The 25081-nt window shown below is 72.4% G+C and carries 25 protein-coding genes; 11 read left to right on the top strand and 14 right to left on the bottom strand.

Annotated features, from left to right (window positions below; all coding sequences use genetic code 11):
* Nucleotides 1-290: 290 nt before the first annotated feature.
* Nucleotides 291-4712, bottom strand: a complete 4422-nt coding sequence (locus tag BLT82_RS25620; protein WP_093658860.1) for a DUF7507 domain-containing protein — start codon at nt 4710-4712, stop codon at nt 291-293.
* Between the two features lie 344 nt (nt 4713-5056).
* Here BLT82_RS25620 and BLT82_RS25615 point away from each other — a divergent pair, with 344 nt between their 5' ends.
* From BLT82_RS25615 to BLT82_RS25605, 3 genes are all read left to right on the top strand, one after another.
* Nucleotides 5057-5752: an SDR family oxidoreductase gene (locus BLT82_RS25615; RefSeq protein ID WP_093658858.1), complete on the top strand. Its 696-nt coding sequence runs from the start codon at nt 5057-5059 to the stop codon at nt 5750-5752.
* Nucleotides 5753-5916: 164 nt separating this feature from the next.
* Complete coding sequence (locus tag BLT82_RS25610; protein WP_244529604.1) at nt 5917-7008, top strand: FAD/NAD(P)-binding protein; 1092 nt, start codon at nt 5917-5919, stop codon at nt 7006-7008.
* Nucleotides 7005-7385: an FAD/NAD(P)-binding protein gene (locus BLT82_RS25605; RefSeq protein ID WP_143041534.1), complete on the top strand. Its 381-nt coding sequence runs from the start codon at nt 7005-7007 to the stop codon at nt 7383-7385. The genes BLT82_RS25610 and BLT82_RS25605 overlap by 4 nt, the downstream gene beginning before the upstream one ends.
* A gap of 46 nt (nt 7386-7431) precedes the next feature.
* Here the strand turns inward: BLT82_RS25605 and msrA are convergent, their stop codons facing one another.
* Nucleotides 7432-7947 (bottom strand): peptide-methionine (S)-S-oxide reductase MsrA, encoded by a 516-nt coding sequence (gene msrA / locus BLT82_RS25600; RefSeq protein ID WP_093658852.1) that lies wholly within the window; start codon nt 7945-7947, stop codon nt 7432-7434.
* A 142-nt stretch (nt 7948-8089) separates the two neighbouring features.
* Nucleotides 8090-8512 carry an Ohr family peroxiredoxin gene (locus BLT82_RS25595; RefSeq protein WP_093658850.1) on the bottom strand — a complete coding sequence of 141 codons (423 nt, stop codon included), beginning with the start codon at nt 8510-8512 and terminating at the stop codon, nt 8090-8092.
* A 271-nt stretch (nt 8513-8783) separates the two neighbouring features.
* Here BLT82_RS25595 and BLT82_RS25590 point away from each other — a divergent pair, with 271 nt between their 5' ends.
* Together BLT82_RS25590 and BLT82_RS37270 are read left to right on the top strand one after the other, a co-directional pair.
* On the top strand, nt 8784-9359 hold the full coding sequence (locus BLT82_RS25590) for a CGNR zinc finger domain-containing protein (protein ID WP_093658848.1): 576 nt from the start codon (nt 8784-8786) through the stop codon (nt 9357-9359).
* A gap of 212 nt (nt 9360-9571) precedes the next feature.
* On the top strand, nt 9572-9748 hold the full coding sequence (locus tag BLT82_RS37270; RefSeq protein WP_167746082.1) for a hypothetical protein: 177 nt from the start codon (nt 9572-9574) through the stop codon (nt 9746-9748).
* Between the two features lie 538 nt (nt 9749-10286).
* Here BLT82_RS37270 and BLT82_RS37265 read toward each other — a convergent pair.
* The 4 genes from BLT82_RS37265 to BLT82_RS25575 form a co-directional block, all read right to left on the bottom strand.
* Nucleotides 10287-10427: a DUF6126 family protein gene (locus tag BLT82_RS37265; RefSeq protein ID WP_167746081.1), complete on the bottom strand. Its 141-nt coding sequence runs from the start codon at nt 10425-10427 to the stop codon at nt 10287-10289.
* Nucleotides 10417-11094 (bottom strand): helix-turn-helix domain-containing protein, encoded by a 678-nt coding sequence (locus BLT82_RS25585; RefSeq protein WP_244529590.1) that lies wholly within the window; start codon nt 11092-11094, stop codon nt 10417-10419. Before BLT82_RS25585 ends, BLT82_RS37265 begins: the two co-directional genes overlap by 11 nt.
* 469 nt (nt 11095-11563) lie before the next feature.
* Nucleotides 11564-12247, bottom strand: a complete 684-nt coding sequence (locus BLT82_RS25580; protein ID WP_093658846.1) for a ribonuclease H family protein — start codon at nt 12245-12247, stop codon at nt 11564-11566.
* 158 nt (nt 12248-12405) lie between these two features.
* On the bottom strand, nt 12406-13122 hold the full coding sequence (locus tag BLT82_RS25575) for a chloramphenicol phosphotransferase CPT family protein (protein ID WP_093658844.1): 717 nt from the start codon (nt 13120-13122) through the stop codon (nt 12406-12408).
* Between the two features lie 362 nt (nt 13123-13484).
* Between BLT82_RS25575 and tap the strand changes: the two genes are divergently transcribed.
* Nucleotides 13485-15710, top strand: coding sequence for a telomere-associated protein Tap (tap, locus tag BLT82_RS25570; RefSeq protein ID WP_093658842.1), 2226 nt, complete (start codon nt 13485-13487; stop codon nt 15708-15710).
* An 8-nt stretch (nt 15711-15718) separates the two neighbouring features.
* Nucleotides 15719-16273: a telomere-protecting terminal protein Tpg gene (tpg, locus tag BLT82_RS25565; protein WP_093658840.1), complete on the top strand. Its 555-nt coding sequence runs from the start codon at nt 15719-15721 to the stop codon at nt 16271-16273.
* A 128-nt stretch (nt 16274-16401) separates the two neighbouring features.
* Here tpg and BLT82_RS25560 read toward each other — a convergent pair whose 3' ends face one another.
* The 3 genes from BLT82_RS25560 to BLT82_RS25550 all read right to left on the bottom strand — a co-directional run bounded on the left by BLT82_RS25560 (nt 16402) and on the right by BLT82_RS25550 (nt 18948).
* A complete protein-coding gene (locus BLT82_RS25560) occupies nt 16402-17016 on the bottom strand; it encodes a hypothetical protein (protein ID WP_093658838.1) in 615 nt (204 codons plus the stop codon).
* Nucleotides 17017-17158: 142 nt separating this feature from the next.
* Complete coding sequence (locus BLT82_RS25555; RefSeq protein ID WP_093658836.1) at nt 17159-18208, bottom strand: hypothetical protein; 1050 nt, start codon at nt 18206-18208, stop codon at nt 17159-17161.
* A 53-nt stretch (nt 18209-18261) separates the two neighbouring features.
* Nucleotides 18262-18948, bottom strand: a complete 687-nt coding sequence (locus tag BLT82_RS25550; RefSeq protein ID WP_093658834.1) for an SDR family oxidoreductase — start codon at nt 18946-18948, stop codon at nt 18262-18264.
* A gap of 123 nt (nt 18949-19071) precedes the next feature.
* Between BLT82_RS25550 and BLT82_RS25545 the strand changes: the two genes are divergently transcribed.
* On the top strand, nt 19072-19632 hold the full coding sequence (locus tag BLT82_RS25545; RefSeq protein ID WP_093658832.1) for a TetR/AcrR family transcriptional regulator: 561 nt from the start codon (nt 19072-19074) through the stop codon (nt 19630-19632).
* A 124-nt stretch (nt 19633-19756) separates the two neighbouring features.
* Here the strand turns inward: BLT82_RS25545 and BLT82_RS25540 are convergent, their stop codons facing one another.
* Nucleotides 19757-20239: a winged helix-turn-helix transcriptional regulator gene (locus BLT82_RS25540; RefSeq protein WP_093658830.1), complete on the bottom strand. Its 483-nt coding sequence runs from the start codon at nt 20237-20239 to the stop codon at nt 19757-19759.
* A gap of 93 nt (nt 20240-20332) precedes the next feature.
* Here BLT82_RS25540 and BLT82_RS25535 point away from each other — a divergent pair, with 93 nt between their 5' ends.
* Nucleotides 20333-20818, top strand: a complete 486-nt coding sequence (locus BLT82_RS25535; protein WP_093658828.1) for a PaaI family thioesterase — start codon at nt 20333-20335, stop codon at nt 20816-20818.
* A 127-nt stretch (nt 20819-20945) separates the two neighbouring features.
* Here BLT82_RS25535 and BLT82_RS25530 read toward each other — a convergent pair whose 3' ends face one another.
* From BLT82_RS25530 to BLT82_RS25520, 3 genes are all read right to left on the bottom strand, one after another.
* The gene (locus tag BLT82_RS25530) at nt 20946-21236 is read right to left on the bottom strand and encodes a WhiB family transcriptional regulator (RefSeq protein ID WP_093658826.1); all 291 of its coding nucleotides are present in this window, start codon (nt 21234-21236) and stop codon (nt 20946-20948) included.
* A gap of 250 nt (nt 21237-21486) precedes the next feature.
* Entirely contained in the window at nt 21487-21741 is a 255-nt protein-coding gene (locus BLT82_RS25525) for an EF-hand domain-containing protein (RefSeq protein ID WP_093658960.1), read from the bottom strand.
* A 697-nt stretch (nt 21742-22438) separates the two neighbouring features.
* The gene (locus tag BLT82_RS25520; RefSeq protein WP_143041533.1) at nt 22439-23008 is read right to left on the bottom strand and encodes an RICIN domain-containing protein; all 570 of its coding nucleotides are present in this window, start codon (nt 23006-23008) and stop codon (nt 22439-22441) included.
* A gap of 161 nt (nt 23009-23169) precedes the next feature.
* Here BLT82_RS25520 and BLT82_RS25515 point away from each other — a divergent pair, with 161 nt between their 5' ends.
* Together BLT82_RS25515 and BLT82_RS25510 are read left to right on the top strand one after the other, a co-directional pair.
* Nucleotides 23170-24297: a sensor histidine kinase gene (locus BLT82_RS25515; RefSeq protein WP_143041532.1), complete on the top strand. Its 1128-nt coding sequence runs from the start codon at nt 23170-23172 to the stop codon at nt 24295-24297.
* A complete protein-coding gene (locus tag BLT82_RS25510) occupies nt 24285-24947 on the top strand; it encodes a response regulator transcription factor (RefSeq protein WP_093658820.1) in 663 nt (220 codons plus the stop codon). The genes BLT82_RS25515 and BLT82_RS25510 overlap by 13 nt, the downstream gene beginning before the upstream one ends.
* The last annotated feature ends 134 nt before the right edge of the window (nt 24948-25081 follow it).

The raw sequence follows: 25081 nt of genomic DNA, 5'->3' as shown, positions 1-25081 counted from the left end.
AGCCGGTCTGAAGAGGTGGTCAACGTCGGAGCGCCGTGGGGCCGTTGAGGCGGTTCCGCTCCCGCGGGAGGCAGTCGGGTGCCCCGAGTCCGCACATGGGCTCGGGGCACCGCCGTGTTCCGGGGCCCTTTGGCAACCGGGCGGACTCCGGTGCGGCGTTCCGGGAAGCTCCGCGAAGTGCCGGCGTCGACGGGCGAGTGACCGTCCGTCCGGACGGTCGCGCGGGTCCGGTGAAAGAAGTGGGCCGGATCCCCGTACGGAGGACCCGGCCCACTCGTTCCGCGTGATGGCTACGCCTCTTGGCGCGGCCCCTTCTCCCGCTGACCGTCGCCGTGCGGCTTGGGGGGCTTGTGGTGCGGGCGATCGGGCTTGTCGTGCCCGTCGTGGCCGGGGCGATGGGGCTTCTGCGGCCTGTCATGGTGCCCGTGCCCCGGAGTCATGGTCACTTCGGCGCTGGAGGGCGGCGAGGTCACCGCGGGGCCACCGGACGGGGTGCCCGTGGCGACGACGGTGTTCTGCACCGAGCCCTCGCGGAAATCCTCCCGGGTGACCCGGTAGGTCGCCGTGCAGGTCATGCGTTCGCCTGCCGCGAGTGACGTCCGCGGGCACGAGACGTCCGGCCGCGGGCCGGACCCCGTGAACCGGGTTTCGTCCACGGTGACGTCCGACAGCGTCGCATTGCCGGTGTTCGTCACCACGAAGCGGTACTCGACCTCCGCGCCGGGCCGCTTCACCTCGACGGGGTTCGCGCTCTTCACGACGCTGAGCGACGCGATCTGGGAGAAGGTCGCGATGACCGTCTGGTCGGCGGTGGCCGTCACCGGCGGGCCGGTGGGCGGAGTGCCCGTGGCGAGGGCGGCGTTCGTCAGCGCGCCCGCGCTCACGTCCGCCTGGGTGACGGTGTAGGAGGCCGCGCACGTTCTCGACTGTCCCGGAGCCAGTGCGCCTTCGGGGCAGGCGACGAGGGGAGCCGGTCCCGTACCGGTGAAGGCGGGCTCCGTCACCGCGACGCCGGTGAGGGTCACATTGCCGGTGTTGGTCACGGTGAAGCGGTAGTCCACGCGCTGGCCGGCACCCGTCACGACGGCGGGAGCCGCGGTCTTCACCAGGGCCAGTGCGGGACTCTGTCCGGCGGTGACGGTGTCGCTCGCCGTCGCGGTGACGGCGGGGCCGCCGCCCGTGGGCGTGCCCGACGCGACCGCCGTGTTCGCCACCGCGCCCGCGTTCACGTCCGCCTGGGTGACGGTGTATCCGGCGGTGCACGTCTTGGACTGTCCGGGCAGCAGGGAACCCTCGGGGCAGGTGATCACCGGGCGCGGTCCGGTGCCGGTGAAGACGGTCTCGTTCACGTCGACGGCGTTCAGGGTCACGTTGCCCGTGTTGGTGACGACCAGTGTGTAGTGCACGTCCTGGCCGTCGGCGGTCACCGCGGAGGGGGACGCCGACTTCGCCAGCGAGAGCGCGGGGGTGCGTCGGGGTGTGAAGACGGCGGTCGACTCGTTGGATTCCACCGCCGTGCCGCCGGGTGGTGTGCCGGTGGCCACCGCGGTGTTCTCGATCTGGCCGGTGTCCACGTCGGCCTGGGTCACCGTGTACGTGGCCGTGCACGTCACCGCCTCGCCCGGAGCGAGTGCGGTGTCCGGACACGTGATCTCGGGATCGGGACCCGAACCGCTGAAGGCCAGGTCGCGTACGTCCAGCGCCGAGAGAACGACGTTGCCGGTGTTGCGTACCAGGTACGAGTACGTGAGCACCTCACCGGAACGGAACGGGCCACCGTCGCCCACGACCGTCTTCACCAGCGACAGGGAGGCGTCCTGCAGCGCGGTCACGGTGTCGGTGGCGGTGGCCGTCACGGGGGGACCGGTCGGCGGCGTGCCGGTGGCGGCGGCGCCGTTCGTCACCGCGCCGGCGTTGATGTCGGTCTGGGTGGTGGTGTAGGTGGCGGTGCAGTTCATGGACTGGCCGGGGGTGAGGGACGTGCCCGGGCAGGACACCTCCGGGTCCGGGCCGGAGCCCGAGAACGCCGTCTCGCTGACGTCCACGGCGGTGAGCGTCACATTGCCCGTGTTGGTGACGACGTAGGTGTAGTCGACCTGCTGGCCCGCCGCGGTCACCTCGCCCGGCGAGGCGGACTTGGCCAGGGTGAGCGCCGGGGCTTGCTCCATGGTGACCGTCGCTCCGGCGGGCGGTGTGGTCACCGAGGGGCCGGTGGGCGGGTCGGCCGTGGCGACGGCCGTGTTCGTCAGCCTGCCCGCGTTGAAGTCGGCCTGGCTGACGACGTAGGTGGCCGTGCACGCGACGGACGCCCCTGGTGCCAGCGGTCCGGTCGGGCAGACGGCCTGCGGGCGGGCGCCGGAGCCGGAGAAGGCGGTCTCGGCGACGTCCACGTCCGTCAGTGTCACGTTGCCGGTGTTGGTGGCGAGGAGCGTGTAGGCGACGAGCTGGCCGACGGCGGTCGCCACGACGGGTTCGCCGGTCTTGGCCAGTGCCAGCGCCGGGTTGACCCGCGGGGTGAACAGGGCCGAGGACTGGCTCGCCACGGGCGGTCCCGCGGGCGGGGTGCCGGTCGCCCGGGCGGTGTTCGTCACCGATCCCGAGTCGACGTCGGCCTGCGTCAGTGTGTACGTGGCCGTGCACGTCATCGACTCGCCCGGGGCGAGCGCGGTGTCCGGGCAGGACGCCTCGGGGGCCGGGTCCGATCCGGAGAAGGCGATGTCGCTCAGCTCCATGCCGGAGAGGGTGACGTTGCCGGTGTTGGAGACGAGGAAGGTGTACGTGAGCACTTCACCCGAGCGGAAGGGGCCGTCGTCCCCGACGACCGTCTTCACCAGGGACACCGAGGGGTCCTGGTCCGCGGTGACGGTGGCGTCGTCGGTGGCGGTGACGGCGGGTCCGGTCGGTGGGGTTCCGGTGGCGGTGGCGGTGTTGTCGATCTCGCCGTTGTCGATGTCGGTCTGGGTGGTGGTGTAGGTGGCGGTGCAGTTCATGGACTGGCCGGGGGTGAGGGACGTGCCCGGGCAGGACACCTCCGGGTCCGTGCCGGAGCCCGAGAACGCCGTCTCGCTGACGTCGACGCCGGTCAGCGTCACATTGCCCGTGTTGGTGACCACATGGGTGTACGTGACCAGCTGGCCGGCGGCGGTGACTTCGTCGGGTGCGGCCGTCTTCGCGAGCGTCAGCGACGGCGACGGGGGCTTCGCGGTGTTGGTGAAGGTGCAGAGGATCCGGGGGCTGCTGCCACCCGGCCGGGTGGCGGGGAAGTGCAGGGCGAACGAGGTGGCGGTGCCCGAGGTGACGGGCGCGTTGCCGTCGGCGGTGTCCACGCAGGCGTAGGTGGTCACGTAGTTGTCGAGGCTGCCGCCGTTGGCGGCGGTCTCGGCGAGGTTGTACGTGGTGTTCGCGACACCGATGACCGGCCCCGCCGCCGGTGTCTGAACACCGTTCGTGTTCCCGGTTGTGGTGGCGGTGTTGCCGCCGCTGATGCCGCCGCCGGTGATCGAGAGGGTGAACTGGTCGTTCGCGGCCGTGGAGGAGGCGAACCGGCCGGCGACGTTCTTCCGCAAGGTCAGCGTCGGGTTGGTCGAGCAGGCTCCGAGGTCGACGGAGGCGAAGGTCGTGTCCGAGAGCAGCTTCGGCTGCCCGATGAGGGCTCCGTTGTTCGGGTTGACGGCCTGAAGATAGGTGGCCGTGGCCGGTGCGGGCGCACTGAACTGGATGAACAACTCGCCGTCGTTGTTGAAGGCGATCCCGTTGTACTGCCGCTGCTGCGGGTTGTTGATGGTGGTCAGCAGTGTGTCCGTCAGCGAGACCCCGGTCGCGGAGCCGGTGGTGGGCAGCGGTCCGCGCACGACACCGATCGCGGCGTTGTTGGAGCTGTTGGCGGAGGTGACGATGTAGAGATTGCCCGAGGCGTCGAAGGCGATGTCCCCGTTGGCGCTGAAGCGGCTGGTGATGGGCAGGTCGAAGGTGGCGATCACGCCGGGAATCGCCGTGTTGGTCTCGGTGTCGAACCCGTAGACGGAGACCTTGCCCGGTGTGGTGCTCGTACCGGTGCCGAGGGCGGCGTAGTAGTAGATGCGGCTGGCCGGGTCGATCGCCCCGGCGACCACGACCACCCCGTTGCCGGGGGTCGTTCCCGGGTACCTGGTCCACGCGCCGCTCGCCGCGTCGTAACCGTGGACGACGATGGAGGACGCGGTGCCCGTGCGATTGACGAGGTACGCACCGGTGCCGCCGGGCAGCACGCCGAGGGCGTTCGTCTGGCCCCCCTGGGGAATCCGGCTCACCACGTTCGCGGTCACGGTGGGGGTCGGACCGGCGAGGGTGGCGGCGTTCAGGGCGAGCAGGGTGCCCGGGTCGGATGCGGAAGCGCCGTTCTGGAGTGCGTAGATGGTGTTCCCCGAGCAGTCCAGCGGGAGCGCTGCTCTGTGTGCCGCCGGCTGCCGGGCGGCCGGGGCAGACGGCGGCTGCTTCGTGCTCGTCCCGGTGGACCTCGGCGGGCCGTCCGACGCGGGGTTCCCGGGCCTGGCGGCCTCCGGCCGCTGCCACGGGACCTGGGCACCCTGTGCCGCCGTCACCGGAACCGCGGGAACCGGGCCGAGGAGCAGCACCGCGCCGAGGAACCCGGACCAGCAGCGCCGGGCACGGGAAGAAGCACGCACCGCGCCGGGCGCGGGGTGCGACCCGCCTGGGGGCCTCACTTCAGACATGGACGACTCCCGGAGGGGTCAGAATGTGAAATTTGATGCGAAATACATCACAACTGATCGGTGTCCCCAAACGTCGCTGCCCGGGTCGTCCTGCCGCCGGCGGGCAGTGCGGGGAGGCCCGGGCACCCCCGGCGGCGTGGTCGTGGGCGCCGGCCGGCGACCGGCCCGGGCGGGGATCCCGCCGCGCCGCCGACGCGCCCGCTTGTGCCGGAGCCGGTGCCGGGGTGAGCTGATACGGCAACCCGTTTCCGCCGGACCGGCCGAGCCCGACCCGGACGGCCAGGGCAGGAGACGACGTCCGAGAGCCCGCCTGCACAAGGCATGCCCGTTCCAGAGGAAGAACGATGGACATCAAGGGATCAGTCGCCCTCGTGACGGGCGCCAACCGCGGCATCGGCCGCGCCTTCGCCCGTTCGCTGGTCGACCACGGCGCGGCCAAGGTCTACGCCGGAGTACGCGACCCGGCAAGCGTGACCGACCAGGACCTCGTCCCGCTGAGGCTGGACGTCACCGACCACGAGAGCGTCGCGGCGGCGGCCGCCGCCGCGGGAGACGTCTCCATCGTGATCAACAACGCCGGAATCGGCGGCGCGAGCACCCGGCTCATGGACGGTGCCTTCGACGGCGCCCGCCGGGCGATGGAGGTCAACTACTTCGGCACCTGGGCCGTGTCCCGTGCCTTCGCTCCGATCCTGGCCCGCAACGGAGGGGGCGCACTGGTCAACATGCTGTCGCTCGCCTCGTGGGTCGGTCAGCCGCTCTTCCCCGGCTACGCGGCTTCGAAGGCGGCGCAGTGGTCGCTGACGGATGCGCTGCGGAAGGCCCTGCACGCACAGGGGACCCTGGTGGTGAGCGTGCACGCCGGTTTCGTGGACACGGACCTCAGCGCCTGGACGGACGCCTCGAAGATCGATGCCTCCACGGTCGCCGAGCTGACCATGGACGCTCTGACGAGAGATCAGTTCGAGGTACTCGCCGACGACGAGACCAGGCGCGTCAAGGCGGCACTGTCCGAGCCCGTCCACGCTCCCGAAGCCTGAGACCCACCCGGGCGCCCGGGACCCGTGCCCGCGCCTCCGAGCGTGCCACGCCCCGGGGTGGCCGACCCCGCTCGCCGGAGCAGAATGGGAGATGGCTTCGGCACCTCCCGTGGCGAGCCGCCGCCGTGGCCGACGGCCGGCGAAAGGTGCACGTCGTGGCCCGTATGCGCGAGATCGCGATCGTCGGGGGCGGTGGGGGAGCGGTGTGTCTGCTGGACGCGCTGTCCCAGACGTCCGCGCCGCCGGCCGCGGTCACCGTCTTCGAGCCGTCGGACCGACTGTGGCGTGGTCGCCCCTATCAGCGGGACGCCGACTGCATCGTGGTGAATCTCCCTTCGCGCGCCATGTCGGTGCGAGGCGGAGACCCCCGTCACTTCGACCGCTGGCTCGCCGACCGCCGGTGGCAGCCGGGTGACCTGCGGGATCTCGGCCCCTACGACGTCGCCGCCTTCCCTCCTCGGGCCCTGTTCGGTGAGTACCTGGAGACGGTGGCTCGGCACGGCAGGGCCCGGCTCGACGAGTGCGGGTGGAGGGTCGGGCTCGTAAGGGAGCGGGTGGTGCATGCCGCCCCGGGCGCCGGGGGAGCCGTGCTGACGACGGAACGCGGCACGCGGCACCGGGCCGACCGAGTGGTCCTGTGCACGGGAGCGGGCGGCCCCCACGACGGATTCGGTCTGCGCGGGCCGGAACCGGGCTTCGTTCCCGATCCCTATCCGGTCTCGGAGACCCTGGCCGGCATCGACCCGCACGACACGGTCGCCGTCCTGGGCACGGGTCTGACCGCCGTGGACGTGGTGCTCGCCCTGCGGGCCGGCGGACACCGGGGACCCGTGTACATGCTCTCGCGGCACGGGGTACTGCCCGCGGTCCGTCAGCAGCCGGTCATCCACACCCTGCGGCACTTCACCCCCGACCGATTCCACGCGCTGAGCGGCGGGGGAGAGGTCGGCTTCGACGAGGTCGTTCGGGTGCTGCGCGAGGAACTCACCTCGGCGGGACAGGACTTCGCCGAGCTCGAGACCGAGTTCGCACTGCTCCGCGAGGACCCCGTACGCCGGCTGCGGCGTCAGCTGGAGCTGGTCCACGGGCAGAACCTCGGACTGCGCATTCTGCAGCACACCCTGCCCGTCGCCGTCGACGTGTGGCCGCTGATGCCGTACCGGGACCGCGCCGAACTACTGCGCCGCCACTACCGCGCCCTCCATTCGCTGTGCTGCCCGATGCCGCCGTCCACCGCGGCCCCCTGTTGGCGATGAGCGAAGCGGGGCCGCTCCGGGTGATGGGAGGACTGAACGACGTCCGCCGCACCCGGCAGGGGTTCGCCGTCGCCGCGGACGGCAGTCGGATCCACGCCGACACGGTGGTCAACGCGGTATCCGTGGCGCCGGACCGGGTCCCCCCGGCCGCGGCGCCCCTCGTACGGTCCCTGGTCGAGGCGTCCGCGGCCACGGCGCACCCGCACGGCGGCCTCCGGGTTCGGCGTGAGAGCAGCCGGCTCGTCGCCGACGGCGGGTCGCAGGAGTGCTTCTACGCCCTCGGCGACATGACGTTCGGCTCGCTGTTCATCACGGCCGCGATTCCCGTCATCGTGAAACTGGCCCGGGAGATCGCCCGCGAATTGGTCACGCCATGAGGTGGCCCGGGGACGCGCGACCGCCGGGGACGCGCCCCGGACCGGATCAGGAGGCGGACCGCTTCGGCAGCCGCCAGCCGGGGCGCGGGAAGTGGCAGGTGTAGCCGTCCGGGTAACGCTCCAGGTAGTCCTGGTGCTCGGGTTCGGCCTCCCAGAACTCGCCAGCCGGGACGACCTCCGTCACCACCGTTCCCGGCCACAGGCCCGACGCCTCGACATCGGCGATGGTCTCCTCGGCCACGCGCCGCTGCTCCTCGTCGAGATGGAAGATGGCAGAGCGATAGCTGGAGCCGATGTCGTTGCCCTGCCGGTTCTTCGTGGTCGGGTCGTGGATCTGGAAGAAGTACTCCAGGATCGTGCGGTAGTCGGTGGCCGCGGGGTCGAAGGTGATCTCGATCGCCTCCGCGTGGGTTCCATGGCGCTGATAGGTCGGACGGGGCATGTCGCCACCGCTGTATCCGACGCGGGTGTCCAGGACACCGGGGAGCTTTCGCAACAGGTCCTGCATCCCCCAGAAGCAACCGCCTGCCAGCCATGCCTTCTGCTGAGGTGCGTTCGTCATGTCGGTCCCGCCTCCTGTGTGCGTGGTGCGTGGTGCGTGGTGCGTGGTGCGGGCGGGTCCCGCATCCCGGTTCGGGCCGGGGAGCGGGATGCGGGACCCGCCGGATCAGGGGCCGGTCGCTACCGGCCGGTTCCGCGTCCGGTCAGACGGCGGTGGCGTGGATCGTAACGGGCACGTTGCCGCGGATCGCCTTGGAGTACGGGCAGATCTGGTGGGCGGCGTCCGCGAGCTCGGCGGCCCGGGCGTCGTCCACTCCGCCGAGCTCGAGGTTGAGCACCGCGGCGAGGGAGTAGCCGTCGTCGCCGTGCTGCAGGGTGATCTCGGCGTTGATCTCCGTGCTCGTCAGCTTCACCTTGCGCTCGGCGGCCGCGATACGGACGGCGCCGAGGAAGCAGGCGGCCCAGCCGGCCCCGAAGAGCTGCTCGGGGTTGGTGGCGGTGCCGGCTCCGCCGAGCTCCTTGGGGTGGGACAGCGTGGTGTCGAGCAGACCGTCGTCGGACAGGACACGGCCGCCGTTGCGGCCCTCACCGGTGACGTTCACGACGGTGGTGTAGCTGTTCGGCATTGCATTCCTCTGGGGGTGTCGGGGGCCTTACGTGTCCCGTAAGCCCGGAAGCCATCCGCAGGGCCGCATCGGATGCGTCACCTGCTCAGGTGGTGACTCGATAGTGCAGGGTCGTGCGTCACCTGTCAAGTCGGTGATGCATCGGCTCGTCGCCGCGCCCGTCCTGGCGTTGCCGCGGGGGCGCTGCCGGGTGGGCTCGCGGCGGGGCGTGAACGGTGAGTCACCCCGGGCGAGCGTTGCGCATGGAATCGTCACCTGTCAGAATGGTGATATGGAACATGGCTTTCCGGCCGGAAGTCCGGCTCTCGACTTCGCGGGTACGCTGCGGGTTCGGCGCGGCCCCAACCCTCGCGAGATGCTCCACTCGCCCGAAAGTCTCAGCTCCTGGTTCCGTGAGTGCGGCATCACGGACGGCGACCTGGCGTGCGGGCCGGCCGACCTCCGCGAGGCCGTGGAGTTGCGGGAGGCGATCTACCGGCTGGTCGTCGCAAGGATCGACGGCGATGCCTACGAGCGGGAAGCGCTGGGCCTGGTGAACGCCGCGGCGCGGCGGCCGGCTCCCGTGCCGCAGCTCACCGACGCCGGGCGCAGCGTCGAGGCCACCGTCCGGCAGGCGCTGTCCCATGTCGCCCGTGATGCCGTCGCGGTCCTCAGTGGCCCGGAGGTCCCGCTGCTCAAGGAGTGCGCGAATCCGGACTGCACCCAGTTCTACATCGACCGTTCCAGGGGGGCGCGCCGGGAGTGGTGCAAGATGGATCCGTGCGGCAACAAGATCAAAGCCGCGGCCTACCGGGCGCGCAAGCGTGCGAGTGCGAAGGCGACGGCGTCGACCGGATCCCGGCCGTGATCCCCTGGTTGTGACTTCCCGATCGTCACCCCCTTGACGGGTGACGATCGGCGTGTGAGGATCGGTCTTCCACCGAGCTGCCGGGGCAGTCCCCCGATCCGCGTTCTCGGGCCGCGAGGCCGCAGGAGAGCGCCGAGATCCGGCCCGCTCCGTTCGAGGACGGGACGACTGCCGTCAGGAGCGGCGCGATCCGCCGCTGAGGAGGCGTTGACATGGAGCAGGAGCACAAGACCGCGGACGAGGCCGGAGCGGCCCGCCGGCTGAGGTTCTCACGGCTGCCGGAGCGCATCCGCTGGGACGACATGGTCGAGGAACGGCCGGCCGTGACGCACGACTCGGCGCGATTCGCGTACAACCCGGACGAGTGGCTCGTCCGTACGTGCCTGTGAGCCACCGCGGCCGCGCGGCGGCCGAGCCCCTGTGCACTTCGGCCGCCGTCCACCGCTGATGCCGGCCAACCGAACTCCCTCCCCCTGGAGGCACTTGTGATGACCCGGAAGATCCTGATCAAGATTTCCTCGATAGCGGCGGCCGGAGTGATCGCCGTCGGTTGTTTTCTCCAGGCGTTCTGACGGCGAGGCGGCCGCCCCGCGGGGCGAGGCCGGCCTGCGAACCGAACTGGAACTCGTCGACTTCCAGCGGGAGTTGTGCCGGCACGTCATGCAGCCGACCGACCACGACGGCGGCGAGCCGCCGGGATTGCTGGCTCGGCGGATGGGTGTAGGCGCCGACTGGGAGCGCAACCTCGAGGAGGTCCTGGCGACCTGCCGGGTGTCCGTACCGGTCCACAGGCGACCTCGGGGACCGGGAGTGGACGGCGGCGTGGGGGTGGCGACACCGCCACCCCCGGCCGTGCGCCGGGTACGTGCGCCGCTGCCGGGCGGGCAGGCGGCCGCGAGGGGCGGAAAGGCGGGGCGCGGTGGTCGTCTACTTCGCGCCGACGGAGAACAGCAGGTAGAGGAAGCCCGCCACGAGATGCCCCGCCACGATGTAGGCGAACAGGCGCAGGGCGAATCCCTTGGGGAACCGGCCGTCCCCGCGCTCGACGCCGGTCTTCTCACTCAGCATGATCGTCACCTTCTGGAGGGCCCGTACGCCGGTCGGCGCCGGGCGGATTCGGACGGTCCCCGCCTCCTATGCACAGATCACTCGCGTGGCTCTGCAGAAGCGTGTGGACGAAGAGGAGGTCCGCGCCCCCCGGCGGCACGGCGGTGATCCGGTGGGGGGTCAGACTGTCGTAGTGGGCGGAATCACCCGGATCGAGGATGTGCTCCTCGCCGCCGAGCGACAGCCTGAGCCGGCCGGAGAGGACGTAGAGCCATTCCTCACCGGCATGGACCCGGACCAGTTCCTCCCGGACCTGCGGTGGGACGTGCACACGGAGTGCCTGCATGGCCCGTCGGGATTCGCCGGCCTGCCGGTAGGTCCAGCCGTCCGCCCCCAACGACCCCGTGGTCGTGGCCCTGATGACGGGGTCCCGCTCCGGAGGGGTCTCCCCGAGCAGATCGGAGACCGTGGTGCCGTAGGCACGCGCCAGCGTCAGCAGCACGGGCAGCGACGGCTGCCGGTGCCCGGTCTCCAGCCGGGACAGATGGGCGGGGGAGAGCCCCAGTCGCACCGCAGCCGCCTCGACGGTCAGACCGCTTCGCTTCCTCAGGTCCCTGAGCTGGGATGCGACACTCGAGAGGGCGGCGCTCGTCTCCCTGGTGCTCATCGCGGTGGTGTCTTCGGCCATGCCCCCATTGAGCCATAGCCGTTCCCCGTAGGCAAACATTTTGCCTCAGAGGCAATAAGCGGCTCGAAGGGCGTGCCCCCCCGCATGCGCTCTTCGCTCGCCGATCACCGCCAGTGCGGACTGCGCTCCGGGATCTCACATCCGCGACTCCCGAGCAGTCTCACCGAGGACCGAGGACAGGCTCGGCACCGAGGCCGGGCGGCGCGGCCACCCTCAGATCCGGTGACTCAGGTCCGGTGACTCAGGTCCGGTGACTCCCGGCCGGGCAGCCCGGCTTGGCGTTGGTGCGGGGTGCGTTCGATGTCCGGCGCGTCGGCCTCGCGCCGATCGGTCCGCATGGCCGACGGCCCTGCGCGCGGCGTCGTTGCCCGGCCGGTGAGCGGCGCGGACGATCCGGATCAGGGCGTCGCGCGAGCCCCGGCCTGCCGGGGCGGGCCCGCGGAGTGCGCCCGCCGGCGGCAGAGGCCGTTCACGGAGAGCCGGCGGCCGTGGCGCAGGAAGGATGACCCCACCCTCCGGCGTTCTTGGTGATCGTCTCGCCCTTGGCGTACGGGCGCCCGCATGAGCAGCGGCCCGGGAACTTCGCCTTGACCGAACCTCGTGACGAACCGGCCGAGGACGAGCGTCGCTTGGACCCGTCCGACCGGCGGGGCCGGGCCGGGGACTCGGCGGCCGGCAGCACCGAGCCGAGGGTCGAGCCGGCGGGCTCCTGGCTGCGGGCGATGTGGCCGGCCGCTGCGTCGGCAGCCGCGTTCAGCGGATCTCCGCCGACCTGGTGGGCCGGGGTGTAGACGAACTCGACATCCCGGCCCGCCAGAAGTGCGTCGATCGCCACCACCAGGTCCCGGTTGGCCACCGGCGTGCCGGCGGCGGTCTTCCAGCCCTTGCGGCGCCAGCCGGGAAGCCAGGTGGTGACCGCCTTCATCGCGTACTGCGAATCCATGCGCACCTCGAGCGGCACTCCCGCGTCCGTGGCCTCCAGCAGCCGCCGCAACGCCGTCAGCTCGGCCACGTTGTTGGTCGCCCGGCCCAGCGGACCCGCCTCCCAGGACACCACCTCGCTGTCCGCGCCGGCGACGACCCAGGCCCAGGCCGCCGGCCCGGGGTTCCCCTTCGACGCCCCGTCGCACGCGGCGATGATCCATTCCACCATGCCCCGATGCTGTCGTGCCTCGGCGCGGCGGTCGGCACGGGGCGCGGACGGCGAGGTGCGACGGCGGCGCACGGACGGCCGCGCGAGCCCGCGTCCCGTCCGGCCGGTGCACGGCGCGGGTCACACCGTGCACCCCGTCGCCTCCGCCCCGCCCTGCGCTACGGCCGTTGCCCGGGCGGCGGGCAGCCGGAGCCATCGGTGGGGGTCGCCCGTTCGAGGCGGGGACCAGGGAACAGCGTGTCACCTCCGGCACCGTGCCCGTCCGGGAGGAGTTCGGCCCGGAGTTGCTCGAAGGCGGTGGGAAACGACCTTCGAGCAAGATACGAACTGATCTGCCGGGCACAGTCCACGGGATCGGTCGTGGTCGTATCGCATTCCACGTCGTACGGGCCGTACGAGTGGACCTGTGGGAACTGGCGGGCCGCGAGGCCGGGCGGACGGTCGCCACGGGCCGACTCGCGCCGCAGCAGTTCGTCGAGCGAGCACCGCACACCGACCAGGACGACTTTCCTCGGGTCGAAGAGTTCCAGGCAGTCCACCAGGCGCCACTCCTCGCTCAGGACATGGTCCACCACCACGTTGTTGCCTGCCGCCGCCATGCCGGCCACCGCCCGGTGGAACCCCGTCCATGTGCGCCGGAGAATCAGCGGAAGCTCCTCGGGGGCGACCTCCCGGCTGGAGCGCATCGCGTGGAAGGCGTCCACGGGCAGGTGGAACCAGGGCTCGTCCAGGATGCGCAGCAGTTCCCTCGCGATGCTGGACTTGCCCGAACTGGACGTCCCGTTCAGAAAGACGATCAGCCCCGAAGAGGTCCCGCCGGGGACTGTCCCCGGGACCTTCGGCTCGGGCGCGCCGCCACGCCTGGATCCGGGCATCTGGGCTCCTTCGCTGAGGGTGGCGACGTTCCGTCACCGCTGCCCCGTCCGCCGAGGCATGCCGCCACCCGCGTCGGGCAACGGCGTCCAGGACCGTCCGCGTGATCGGCAAGCAGCGTAGTCCGAGGTGGTGCCGGTGCGTTGGGCCCGGTGCGGGTCCCGGCGCTCTTCGGCGTCCCCGCTCCGCCGTCGCGCCGAAAGCGCGTACGACGCCACCGGCACGGGTGAGAGTTCCGCGCCCATGAGACGGATCGAGGCTGCTCGGTGCGGCGCGAGGCGACTTGGGGCCGCTGGGGACGGCTTGAGCGATCCGCACGCGGTGGACTGAGCGGTTGGGGTAGCGTTCGGGGCGAGGTGATCACGTGGCTGACGATGAGGACGCGCTGTTCGGTGCGGTGGACGCACTCCTGGACGCGGTGGCCGCGAGGGAGTCGCTCCCTTCCCCCACCGAGCGCAAGAGGCTGCGTGAGGCCGCAGGCCTGAGCCAGGAGCAGGTGGCGAAGGCGCTGCAGGTCCGCCGCGAGGCGGTGAGCGGCTGGGAGGCGGGCAGGACGGAACCACGGCCGCCGAAGCGCGCCGCGTACGCCCGGCTGCTGGAAGGGCTCGCCGCACGGTACCCGGCACCCGACGCCACGGAGAGTGTGCCGACGGCGCAGGCCCCGGCCGCGCATTCGGGTGGGGCCCCCGGCCTGGACCGGCCGGCCGAAGTCACGCCCGCCCCCGGGGCGTTGGCACACGCGACGCGGCTGCCGCCGCAGTCCCGGCCGGTTCGCGAAGCCCCCGCCGCGGCACCTCGTCGGCCGGCCGCACCGAGAACCGGGCAGGCGCGCATGCCGGAGACGCCCCGGGCGGTGGCCGACGCGCGCTTCGCGCACGGTCCGCTGGGTGTGCTCGACGGGGACGGATCCGTGTACTGCCTGGGCGGGCTGGTGCTGGACTGCCCGGCCCAGACCCTGGTAGAGGTCGTGGAGTGGGCGCTGGGCGAGGCGAAGCTCGGCGCGGCGAGGCTGCACCGCTCGGGCAAGGACGCCGACCCGCTCGTCGTGATCACGGCGGCGGCCGCCGAACGGCTGGGGCTGCCCCCCGTGCTGGAGGACAGGCGGACACTCCGCCTCCCCGGAGACCACGAAGCGGTCCGGCAGGTCGCCGAGGCCGGCTGGAAGCTCACCAAGCGCGGCTTCGGACCCTGGGCGCGTGTCTACCGGCCCGCCGAGGACGGCCGGCGCCAGTGCGTGCAGTTCGCGGTCCTGCCGTGGGACGCGCTCGATGCCCGCTCCTGGGGTGACACCGGCCGGCTCCCCGCGCCCGAGGTCGCCGCCGTGCTCGGCACCTATGCGTCCCGCGTCATCACCCCGCGCGGCTCGACGGCCGTCTGCGGACTGGAGTTGATGACCGCGCTGCGGCCGCCAACCCGGGCCGTACGGGACGAGGCGACCGGCGGATGGACGTCGGGCCCGTTGCCGGGTTCACTGGCCGAGCCGGTCGATCCCGCTCCGCCCGAGGCCCCGGCCGAGCATCCCATCGTCGCGGGCCTGTACCCGCGCCACCACAAGCGCACGCCCGACCAGGTCCTCGACGAAGAGGCCTTCGACTGGATCCGCGACCCGCAGTTGCTGACCGACGCCGAGTGCGCGCGCCGGTACGCGGTCGGCATCGACGTGAACACCGCGTTCCTCGCGGCCGCGAACCGTCTGGCGGTCGGCCTGTCGGCCCCCGTCCATGTGCGGACGCCCACCTTCGACAAGAAGGTGCCCGGGTCGTGGCTGGTCGACCTGTCGGGCATCGAGATCGATCCGCGGATGCCCAACCCCTTCACACCGCACGGCGAACGTCCCGATGGTCCCGCGTGGTACGCGACACCGACCGTCGCCTACGCGGCAGAGCTCGTCGCGACCTACCGGCTGCCGGTGTCGATCGACCCCGTCGAGGCGTGGCTGCGGCCGGAGTACGGCCCGTACCTCGACCCCTGGTACAAGCACCTGAGCGAGGCCTATCGGGCGACCATGGCCGACCTGGGGGTCGTGGCCGGGGCGGGCGAGGCGGAGTTCCTCGCCGCGATGGAGACCCACCGGCAGGCGGCCCCCGGTACGGCCGCCGTCCTGTCCGCGATCAAGGCGACCGTCAAGGGCGGGATCGGCAAGCTCCGCGAGCGGCCGCAGGGCGCCGGATACCGGGCGGGGGAGCGCTGGCCCGCACTGGAGCGCCCCACCTGGCGCCCGGACATCCGGGCCGCCGTCATCGCCACCGCACGCGTCAACATGCACCGCAAGCTCCTCAAGACGGCGCTCGCGACACAGGAGGAACCGGCGCCCGCCGGCCGTCTCACCCTGGGCGAGGACGCGCTCGTCCCGATCGCGGTGCTGTCGGACTGCGCCGTGTACCTCTCCGACGGACCCTCCCCACTGGACGTCCTTCCGCACACCCCGGACGGCAAGCCCGCACCCGGCAGCTTCCGGCTCGGTGTCAGCCCCGGCATGGTCAAGCACGAAGGCACCCGGGAACTGCTGTGGGCCGTCCGGATGCTCGATGAGGGACACAACCCGGCCCAGCACATCAAGGGCGTCGACGCCGCGAACGACGGGGAGTAGGCCGCGCGATGGGCATGTTCGACGACAGTCTCGACAACGCCGTGGCGAGCAGGATCACCCGCCCCGCCCCGAAGGGTGCGCCTGCCCAGATGCGGTTCCTGGTCCGGCAGTTGAAGGGCACACGGGCCGTCGCGGAGCTACTGGGCATCTCCCAACGCACCGTCGAGCGCTACGTCAAGGACGAGATCAAGCGGCCCCGCCCGGAACTCGCGGCCCGTCTCTCCGGGGAGGTGCGGCGGCGCTGGCAGCCCCGGGTGCGGGAACGGGCCAAGAAGCAGGCCGCCACGTCGACGGGCATCGTGATCGAGACCCGCGCCAGGTTCGGCTTCACCGCAGCTCCCGGCAGCACCGACGACGCCCGCATCCGGCTCGTCACCCAGCATCTGCCGCCCCGGTACGCCGCCCGGCTCTTCGACGCCCAGGCCCGGGGCGCGACCGAGCAGGAGCTGAAGTCGATCGCGGCGGAGGGCCTCCAGGAGGAGTACTTCCGGGACCGAGGCCGTCGCGCGGCGGGCCTGTCCGTGGAGTTCACCGACATCGACTACGTCGAGTTCGACTTCTGACACGCGCTCGTGGATCGGGCGCTCGGGCGGGCCGTTGTGCCGACGGTCGTCACAGCGCCGCCGGTGAGCAGGGCGGCGCGGGCGGGCGCAGGTCTGCGCGCCGAGCGTCGCGGCGAGGTCGTCGCGCGTCAGACGCCGGCCTCGTCCGGGGCCGCCGTGCCGGGCGCAGGGCGGGTCCAGAGGGTCAGGTCACTGCTGGTGGCGACAGCGAGAGTGCGTCCGGACGGCGAGAAACCGGCGGCCCGCAGTTCGGAGTGGTCGGAGTCGAAGATGTGCCACCAGCGTTCACCGTGCGGTCCGTCGTGGGGGATGCCTCCGTCCACCGACAGCAGGACACGGTCGTTCGGCCACTCGGGGCTGACGGTCTCCAGAGTCCAGCCGTCGACAGTGGTGGTGTGCAGCCCGCCTCCGAAGAGTCCGGCGATGCGCACCCGGCTTCCGTCGAGAGGGCCGAGGCCGGGTACGGAGAGGTCCGGCACCCCGTCCGGCGTGCTGGTGTCGGGGTCGGGAGCACGGTCCCGGGCGATCCTTTCGCCGGTGACGGCGTCGAAGAGTCCATGGCCGTCGACCGAGACCACCATGACCAGGTCGCGGTCGCCGTCGGGTTCGAGGGCGAAGCCGATGCCGAGCAGTCCGCCGATGGGGATGCACCAGTCCAGGACGGGACGCCAGGGTGCGGGCGGCGGAACGACGGGGACGGACAGCAGCCGTTCTCGCAGTCGTCGCTGGTATTCAGAGATCAAAGCGCTCCTCGTCTTCCCGCCGGCCGTCGACCGCGCCCGGCGATGACGGGCATCGTGCCAGATCCCTCCAGGGTGTCGTCCCCATCCCCGGTCCCGTGGCCGGCGGCCCGGGCGGGGCCGCCGGCCACTCCTTCGCTCGGCGTCATGGCGCCGGGGCCGTGGCGCGGACCCGGCGCGAGCGGGAGCGGTACGCGACCAGGAGCGCTGCGATCACGGCCCATGCGGCGAGTGTGACGAGGGGACCCGCGGCGTGGGCGCCGTGGAAGTAGCTGAGGTCGGTGATGGCCCGCACGGCGGCCCCCGGCGGCAGCAGGCCCGAGACGGCTCGGGCGGCGGTGGGCAGGAGGTCGGCGCCGGTGGTGGCGCCGCTCGTGGCGTTTCCGACGGTCAGCAGCAGGAGGGTGGCGACGGGGATTCCCACGGGCCCCAGATACGTGCCCAGCAGCTTGGTGGCGAAGGCCGCCGCCGCGGAGAGCAGCGTGAGGGTGAACGCGAGAGGGACGAAGGGCGCCGGTACGGCGTGCAGCACGGGACCGGCGATGGCGGCTGCGACGACGCCGATGGCAGCGGAGGTACCGGTGATCAACCAGAACCGGTGGCGCAGGCGCAGCAGCTTCGCCAGGCCGAGGGCGTTCTGGGCGAGGACGAACCCGGCCAGAGACACACCGAAGGCGATGTAGAAGCCGGCCAGCCCGCGGGCGTCGTAGCGGACGAGCGGCACGATGTCCTCGGTGGTGACCTGTCGGCCCGCGCCGCCGGCGTAGGCGCTCACGAGGTCCTTCACCGCGGCGGTCGTCGACAGGCCGTCGGCCCCGGCCACGTCGAGATGAAGCCGGCCGTCGCCGCCGGTGCTGAGCGCGGCGGAGACGTCGTGCCGTTCGAGTGCCTGGCGCCCGGCCGCGGCGTCGGCGACCGCTCGGACCTCGACGCTGTCCCTCATGGCCCGGCCCACTTCCGAGGCCAGCGCCTGTCCGCTGACCGCGATGGGCACCTGATGGGGGCGGGGATCGCGCTGCAGGCCGACGTAGCAGCCGATGAACGCGGCGACGACGACCAGCGCGATCACGGCCGGCTGGAGCCAGGCACGCACCGGCGGCCGCCCCGCCGCGGCCGGGGTGGGCGGTGCGGGGAGCTGTGGCGTCGCGTCGGCATCCCGCTCGCGCTGGGGTGCGGTTTCTGCAGTGCTGTCCATGAGGGGGCTTTCCGGTGGTGGATGGCGGGTGGTGTCCCGGGGCGGGCGGCCGCTCAGACGGCGGCCGGGGCGGCGGCGAGGTTCTGCTTCACCTGCCGGGTGATGTCGTCCGCGAGGACCTCCGTCAGTCCTGCGGCGAGGCCGTCCAGGGCGAGAGTGGCCACGGCTGCGGGGTCTGCCTTCTGCTCGGCGGGGATGTGGGCCGCCATGTCGGTGTCCATGTAGCCGACGTGCAGCGCGGTCACGGCGATGCCGCGCGGGGCCAACTCCTCGCGGACGGCGTCGGTCATCGCCCAGGAAGCCGTCTTTGCCGCGGAGTACGCGCCGAGCCCGGCCGGATGGAACCAGGACAGGACCGACAGCACGTTGAGGAGGGCGCCGCCGCCGTTGCTCTCGATGACCGGGGCGAAGGCACGGGTCACCGCCAGGGGGCCGTAGAAGTTCGTCTCCATCTCCAGGCGTACGGCGTCAGGGTCGCCGCCGACGAGCGGGGTGGGGGTGAAGATCCCGGCGTTGTTCACCAGCAGGGTCGTGTCCGGGGCGAGGCGGGCGGCGGCTCGGACGGAGTCCTCGTCGGTGACGTCCAGCCGGAGCGGGATCGCTCCGGGCACGTCCACCGTCTCGGGCCGGCGCGCGGCCGCGTAGACCTTCGCTCCGTGGTCGATCAGCTGGAGGGCGAGATGGCGGCCCAGGCCCCGGTTGGCCCCGGTGACCACGGCGACGGCGTCCTTGAGTTCCATGACTTCTCCCAGGTGATGGGCCCGTGCGGTCCGGGCAGGGCCCACGCGCCAGATAGATGATGAGAACAATCTAAATCGAATGTACAATAGATGACAGTCGTCATCCAAATGAGGGAGGTGCTCATGGGACGGGTCTCACAGGCGCAGGCGCAGGAGAACCGCAGGCGGGTCGTCGAGATGGCCTCCCGGCTGTTCCGTGAACAGGGCACGAGCGTGAGCGTCGCCGATCTGATGAAGGCGGCCGGCCTGACCCACGGCGGCTTCTACAAGCAGTTCGCCTCAAAGGACGCCCTGATCGACGAGGCGCTCACGCACGCGTTCGGCGAACTCGCCGAGCGTCACGCGGACGCCCTGGCCGAGAACGGCGGCAGCCGGGAGATCGCGCAGCGTGCCCTCATCGAGGCCTATCTGTCACCCCGGCACCGGGACAATCCGGGAGGAGGGTGTCCGGCCGCCGCGCTCGCTTCGGACATGGCCCGGGACGGTGGTGACGTCGAGGCGCGCCGCACCTATGCCGACGGGGTGGCGGAGTTCGCCGGGTGGCTCGCCACCGGCGACGAGGACGGCATCGCCAGGCTGTGCACCATGATCGGGGCGATCGTGCTGGCCCGCGCCACCGAGGGCTCGCCGCTGTCCGACGAGATCCTTGCGGCCGCCCGCTCGGCGCTGTCCCCGCCCGCGTAGAGGGACGCGGCTGCCCGCCGCCCCTCCGTCATGGCCTGCCGGTGCGGCTCGGAGGCGACCGCCTGAACCGCAGCGGGCCGGCCGCGTGTGGTTGTGTCCCGTGCGGGCCCGCTCGGCGCCGACCTCAGACTTCGCGCCGAGCCGGGTTCCGGAGTGCCGCCGGGCCGGGAGCGGCGGTGATGTCGCGCGGTGTGAGCGCGCCGTGTCCGTCGCCGCAGGTGGCGGAGAGGTGCACGGGGGCGCCGCACCCGGTGTGGTGGATGGCCACCGCGGGGCCTTCGGGGTCCGCGGCGTGCTTGTCGCCCCACTGCATGAGCGCGACGACCACGGGCCACAGGTCCCAGCCCTTGGCGGTGAGCCGGTACTCGTGGCGGGTCCGGTTGCCCGGTTCGCGGTAGGGCGTGGTCTCGAGGATCCCGGCGGCCACCAGTTTGCGGAGCCGGTCGGCGAGGACGGCCTCGGAGAGCCCGACGTGCCGGTGGAAGTGGTCGAAGCGGCGGATCCCGTTCACGGCGTCGCGCAGGATCAGGAGCGACCACTTCTCCCCGACGAGGGCGACCGTCCGCCGGACCGAGCAGTTGTCGGTGCTGAACTCGAGCCATTCCATGGTGGCATCCTACGCAAGCTGGCTTCGAGATTGACAGCCAGCTGCGGTCGCGTCTAGCGTCGATCACCGAACCGGCGGACGAGGGGATCGGACATGGGCAGGTCACGGACGTACGAGTGGGAAGACCCGGCGATCTCGTCGGCCGCCGTGGGCCGGCAGTCCGGACTCGACTTCCTTCGGGACCTGGTCGCCGGCCGACTGCCCGCGCCGCCCATCAGCGCCGGTCTCGGCTTCACCCTGGACGAGGTCGAGCACGGCCGCGCGGTGTTCTCCCTGGTCCCCGGCGAGGAGCACTACAACCCCATCGGCAGCGTGCACGGAGGCGTCTACGCGACCCTCCTCGACTCGGCGGCCGGCTGTGCCGTTCAGACCACGCTGAACCACGGGGAGGGGTACACCTCGCTCGATCTGTCGGTGAAGTTCCTGCGGCCCATCACCGCGGACACCGGGAAGGTCCGGGCCGTGGGCACCGTCCTGAACCGGGGCAGGCGCACGGCGCTGGCGCAGGCGGAGCTGTACGACGGAGCCGACCGGGTCCTCGCCCACGCGACCAGCAGCTGCCTGATCTTCCCCGTGTGAGCGAGCGGGGCAGGTGTCGCGGCGCAATGCCGCGTACGCCGGCCCCGACGGCGAACCCCGCGCCCCGGGGTGGGGCCGCGGGCGAGAGCGGCCGATCGGGGAGCCGGTTCTCCGATGGCCGCCGCTCTCAGCCGGCGCGTGGACGCGGGTGGTCGCGGCGTGCCGCCTCGAGCGCGCGACGCCAGGAAGTGACGTGCGGGGACCGGCGCAGCAGCGCGCGTCGTTCGCGTTCGGTCATGCCGCCCCACACGCCGAACCGGACTCCGGTGTCGAGTGCTTCGGCCAGGCACTCGGTCTGCACCGGGCACTTCGCACAGATGGCCTTGGCCTTGTTCTGCCGGGTGGCTTCGGCGAACAACTCGTCCGCCTCCCTGCCGCTGCAGGCCGCCTGTTCCCGCCAGTGCTCCTTCGGCCCCATCGTGTCCTCTCCCCCTCTTCAGGCGTCGCTGCGCCAACGGTGCGCGGACGAACTACCGGCGGATGACCGCCAGTCGGGCCGCCCACACCGCATTGCCCGCGAGGGCGGAGCGCATGCCTGCGCCATGTGAGACGGTTCCCCGGCCCCCCCATGGGGACCGAGCCCGTGCGGCCAGGGGCCGGCTGGGAACGGCATCGCCGGGGGAACCGCCGCTCTGGGAGCCGCCCGTCGCTCGGGGCGGCCTTCCGGCTCATCGCCAGCCGAAACGGCGGTCCACCACCGTCGCGAACTCCTCGAGGGTGAGCACCGCGTCCCCGTTCTGGTCCGCCGCGTCGAACAGCGCCGAGGAGGCGTCGGCGTCCCCGAGGCCCCAGAACGGCAGGTCCCCCGCCGCGGCCAGGTCCGGGCCCTTCGTCCGCAGCGCAGTGATCACTTCCTCGCGGGTCAGCGTGCCGTTCCTGTCCAGGTCGAGCGCCTCGAACAGCTTGCGGGCCTTTTCGCTCATCACGTCGTCCCCGTCCCCTTCACCGATACGGATGGGCGGCGCGGGCCCGCCGCTCACGGGAACAAACGCTGATCGCCGCTGCCTGGTTCCACCGTGCCGGGCACGTGATCGGCATCGCATCGGCCGCCCGGCCCGCCACGGAGGACCGCGACCCGGGCGGCCCGCGGTTCTCGGCTGGTTGAAGGGAGCGGGCGGTGATCGGCCGTCCCGGCAGTGGGAGCGGCGGTGATTGCGCGGTGCTCGCCGCCGCCACGGAGCACGTTCGCGGAGCGCGACTCGGCTCACGGCTCACGGAATACGGCCCACGGAACACGGCTCACCGCTCACCGCTCACCGCTCACCGCTCACGGAACAAGGAACACGGAACACGGTTCGCGGGGACCGAGAGCCCGCCACGGCAGTGGCCGGACACGGAGAGGTGCCGCGGCAAGACCCCTGTCCTCGCCGCGGCACCTCGGGTGGTGATGTCGTGCTGCGTGCGCCCGCGAGGCAGCCGCCCGACCTTGCGGCGGCAGGGCGACTCGCGGTGTCCGAGTGCCCTCGCGACGGCGGCGGGACCTGCCCGGGCGGTGGCCCCGGCTCGGCGCCCGGCAGGCCGGGCCCCGCCCTCGCCGGACCGCCCTGGCCCTCGCCGGACCGCCCTGGCCCTAGCCGGGCCGCTCGCGTCGGACCGGACGGCCCGGTCGCAGGGGACCGTTCAGCCCCAGACGCTGGTGTAGTTGTACTGGCGGTCGTAGCGCGGGGTCCAGAGGCTGGGGTACGGCTCGGCGATGTTCCCGCACGCGCCCAGCTGGATCGCACTGCGACGGCCCGTGTCCACGAGGCACTTGCCGCTCGCGGCCTCGACGATCTCCCAGTGGTTGTTGCCGCGGTCCACCCAGCGGAAGTGCTGACCCGGCCCCTGGCAGTGGCCGAGCACGATGGGCGTACCGTCCGCGACCGAGGCGTTCTGGGCGCCGATGCAGTACTTCCCGTACACGCCGATCATGAAGAGACCGGGCGTGCCGGAGGGCTGGAAGTAGAAGCGCTGGTGCAGCCGGCCCTTGCAGTCGAACCGCTGGATGACCGCGCCGGGATTCTGCGACTCGCCGCGTACGTCCATGCACTGCCACGAGTACGAGGCCCGCATCTCGTAGATCGCGGCGTTGGTGATCCACGACGTGTAGCGCACCGGTGGGTCCGCCGCGGTGGCGGTACCGGGGATCAGCAGGACGAGCAGTGATGCCAGGACCGCGAGTATTCCCCCGCGGCGCACACTTCGAGCCACTTTGCCTCCTTCTTTGCCTGAATTCCGGGCGGCGCCGTGACACGACGCGATGGTCTGATGGCTCGTCGGGTCCGGTGCCGGAACGCTTCGAAAACTACGGGCCCCGGCGATCGGGCAGTACCGCCGTTTCAGGGGGGTTGCGTGGGCGGGGGAGACCTGCCGTGAGTGTGGGTTCGGGGCTTCAGCGGGCACAGTCGTTCATGGTCCTCGCGACCGGCCTGTACCGGGCCAGCCACCTGGTGGTCGCCGTGCTCGCGGTCGTTCAGCACCAGCGGGACAGCCCCCTGTCCTGGGCCGGGCTCGCGGTCGCCGTGTCGACGAGTCTGCTGGTCTTCGGCACGGCCCGGTCGAAGGGCTGGTTCGGCACCTGGCCGCCGCTGGTGGACGTGGTGCTCGTGGGGTGTCTGCTGCCGTTCCTGGTGTACGCGGGCGGGGCGCACCGGCCGGCGGACATCGCGTGGTCGATGCTGCTCGGCGGGTCGGCGAGCGCGGCGGCGGCCGTCGCGTTCCCCCGACCGGCGGTGGTGGCCGGCGCGGTGGTGGCCCTCGTGGCGACCCACACGGCCGGTTACTGGCCGACCGGTGCCGACGTCGCCGTGATCGCCGCCCACCTCAACGCGATCGTCTCCTCGGCGGTGCTGGCCCGCGTCTTCTGGTGGTACCTGCGCCGCCAGGGCAGCCTGCTCGACGCGGCGACGGCCCAGGCCCTCGCCGCCGAGGCCGAGCGGGCACGATACGCGGAACGCATCGCGCACCACAGGGCGTTGCACGACACCGTGCTGGCGACGCTGACCGCGATCGCGAGCGGCCGGGCCGACGCCGACGCGCCGCCCGTGCGGGAGCGGTGCGCCAGGGAAGCGGCGTATCTGCGGCGTCTGGTGCTGCAGCAGCAGGCGGACGAGGACCGGGCACCGGGGACGGCGGGGGCGATCGAGCGGGCGGTACGGTCGGCGGAGAGTCTGGGGCTGCGCGTGAACGCGCAGTACGACGGCCTGGCGGAGGTACCGGCCCCCGCCGCGGCCGCGCTCGGCGACGCGGTCACGGAGGCCCTGAACAACGTGCTGCGGCACGCGGGTACCTCCCGAGCCCATGTGACGGTCACCGGTGGGGCCGGCCGGGTCGTGGTCACCGTGGTCGACCGCGGCGTCGGCTTCGATCCCCGCGATGTTCCCGAGGGACTCGGCCTGCGCTTCTCGGTGGGCGCGCGGATGCGGGAGAGCGGAGGCGCGGCCGACGTCGACAGCGCTCCCGGTGAGGGCACCCGTATCGAACTGCGGTGGCCGGCGTGATCACCGTGGCGGTGGTCGACGACGACCGCATGCTGCTCGACGGGCTGCGGGTCTGGCTGGAGGACGTGCCGGACGTGCGGCTGGCGGCGACGGCGTGCACGGTCGGGCACCTCCTCGCGGACGAGGGCGCCGTCCACGGTGGGCAGGCGCGACTGCCGTACGACGTCGTCTTGCTGGACCTGGTGCTCGGTGACGGATCGCAACCACCGGAGAACATCCGGCGGCTGAGGGCGGCCGGACCGCGGGTTCTCGTCATCAGCACCGTGGCGGACCGCAGGCGGATCGTCGCCGCGATCGCGGCCGGCGCGGACGGCTACCTCACCAAGGACCACGACCTGCCGACGCTGGTGCGGGCGGTCGGGGCGGTGGCCGCGGGCGGTACGGCCCACTCCGCGGAGCTGGCCTTCGCCTGGGCGCACGACGACGGGCCCACCCGGCCGAGCCTGTCGCCGAAGGAGCGTCAGGTGCTGGTGGAGTACGCCTCCGGCCTCACGCTGAAGGCCACGGCGCGCCGTGCCGGCGTCAGCCCCCACACGGCCAAGTACTACCTGGACCGGGTCAAGGACAAGTACCAGCAGGCCGGCCGCCCGACGTACACCAAGATCGACCTGGCGGCAAGGGTGCGGGAGGACGGCTGGACGGAGGACTGACCGCCCGCGGGGCGGCGGCCCGCCGGGACACGCGACCGGGACGTTCTGCCGGGGCAGGGCACGGCGGGGGGCAGGGCACGGCGGTGCGCGCGGGGATGCAGGCGTGCGTTACGGCACGCGCGGTCTGGCGGCAT

The sequence above is a fragment of the Streptomyces wuyuanensis genome, assembly GCF_900103455.1.
GTDB lineage: Bacteria > Actinomycetota > Actinomycetes > Streptomycetales > Streptomycetaceae > Streptomyces > Streptomyces wuyuanensis.
Note: the sequence above shows the minus strand (reverse complement) of the source record. Positions and strands in the feature narration are given on the sequence as shown.

Coding starts and splice junctions, on each gene's coding strand:
- BLT82_RS25620 (WP_093658860.1), bottom strand. CDS start 4,712: ATGTCTGAAGTGAGGCCCCCAGGCGGGTCGCACCCCGCGCCCGGCGCG.
- BLT82_RS25615 (WP_093658858.1), top strand. CDS start 5,057: ATGGACATCAAGGGATCAGTCGCCCTCGTGACGGGCGCCAACCGCGGC.
- BLT82_RS25610 (WP_244529604.1), top strand. CDS start 5,917: ATGCGCGAGATCGCGATCGTCGGGGGCGGTGGGGGAGCGGTGTGTCTG.
- BLT82_RS25605 (WP_143041534.1), top strand. CDS start 7,005: ATGAGCGAAGCGGGGCCGCTCCGGGTGATGGGAGGACTGAACGACGTC.
- msrA (WP_093658852.1), bottom strand. CDS start 7,947: ATGACGAACGCACCTCAGCAGAAGGCATGGCTGGCAGGCGGTTGCTTC.
- BLT82_RS25595 (WP_093658850.1), bottom strand. CDS start 8,512: ATGCCGAACAGCTACACCACCGTCGTGAACGTCACCGGTGAGGGCCGC.
- BLT82_RS25590 (WP_093658848.1), top strand. CDS start 8,784: ATGGAACATGGCTTTCCGGCCGGAAGTCCGGCTCTCGACTTCGCGGGT.
- BLT82_RS37270 (WP_167746082.1), top strand. CDS start 9,572: ATGGAGCAGGAGCACAAGACCGCGGACGAGGCCGGAGCGGCCCGCCGG.
- BLT82_RS37265 (WP_167746081.1), bottom strand. CDS start 10,427: ATGCTGAGTGAGAAGACCGGCGTCGAGCGCGGGGACGGCCGGTTCCCC.
- BLT82_RS25585 (WP_244529590.1), bottom strand. CDS start 11,094: ATGGCCGAAGACACCACCGCGATGAGCACCAGGGAGACGAGCGCCGCC.
- BLT82_RS25580 (WP_093658846.1), bottom strand. CDS start 12,247: ATGGTGGAATGGATCATCGCCGCGTGCGACGGGGCGTCGAAGGGGAAC.
- BLT82_RS25575 (WP_093658844.1), bottom strand. CDS start 13,122: ATGCCCGGATCCAGGCGTGGCGGCGCGCCCGAGCCGAAGGTCCCGGGG.
- tpg (WP_093658840.1), top strand. CDS start 15,719: ATGGGCATGTTCGACGACAGTCTCGACAACGCCGTGGCGAGCAGGATC.
- BLT82_RS25555 (WP_093658836.1), bottom strand. CDS start 18,208: ATGGACAGCACTGCAGAAACCGCACCCCAGCGCGAGCGGGATGCCGAC.
- BLT82_RS25550 (WP_093658834.1), bottom strand. CDS start 18,948: ATGGAACTCAAGGACGCCGTCGCCGTGGTCACCGGGGCCAACCGGGGC.
- BLT82_RS25545 (WP_093658832.1), top strand. CDS start 19,072: ATGGGACGGGTCTCACAGGCGCAGGCGCAGGAGAACCGCAGGCGGGTC.
- BLT82_RS25540 (WP_093658830.1), bottom strand. CDS start 20,239: ATGGAATGGCTCGAGTTCAGCACCGACAACTGCTCGGTCCGGCGGACG.
- BLT82_RS25535 (WP_093658828.1), top strand. CDS start 20,333: ATGGGCAGGTCACGGACGTACGAGTGGGAAGACCCGGCGATCTCGTCG.
- BLT82_RS25530 (WP_093658826.1), bottom strand. CDS start 21,236: ATGGGGCCGAAGGAGCACTGGCGGGAACAGGCGGCCTGCAGCGGCAGG.
- BLT82_RS25525 (WP_093658960.1), bottom strand. CDS start 21,741: ATGAGCGAAAAGGCCCGCAAGCTGTTCGAGGCGCTCGACCTGGACAGG.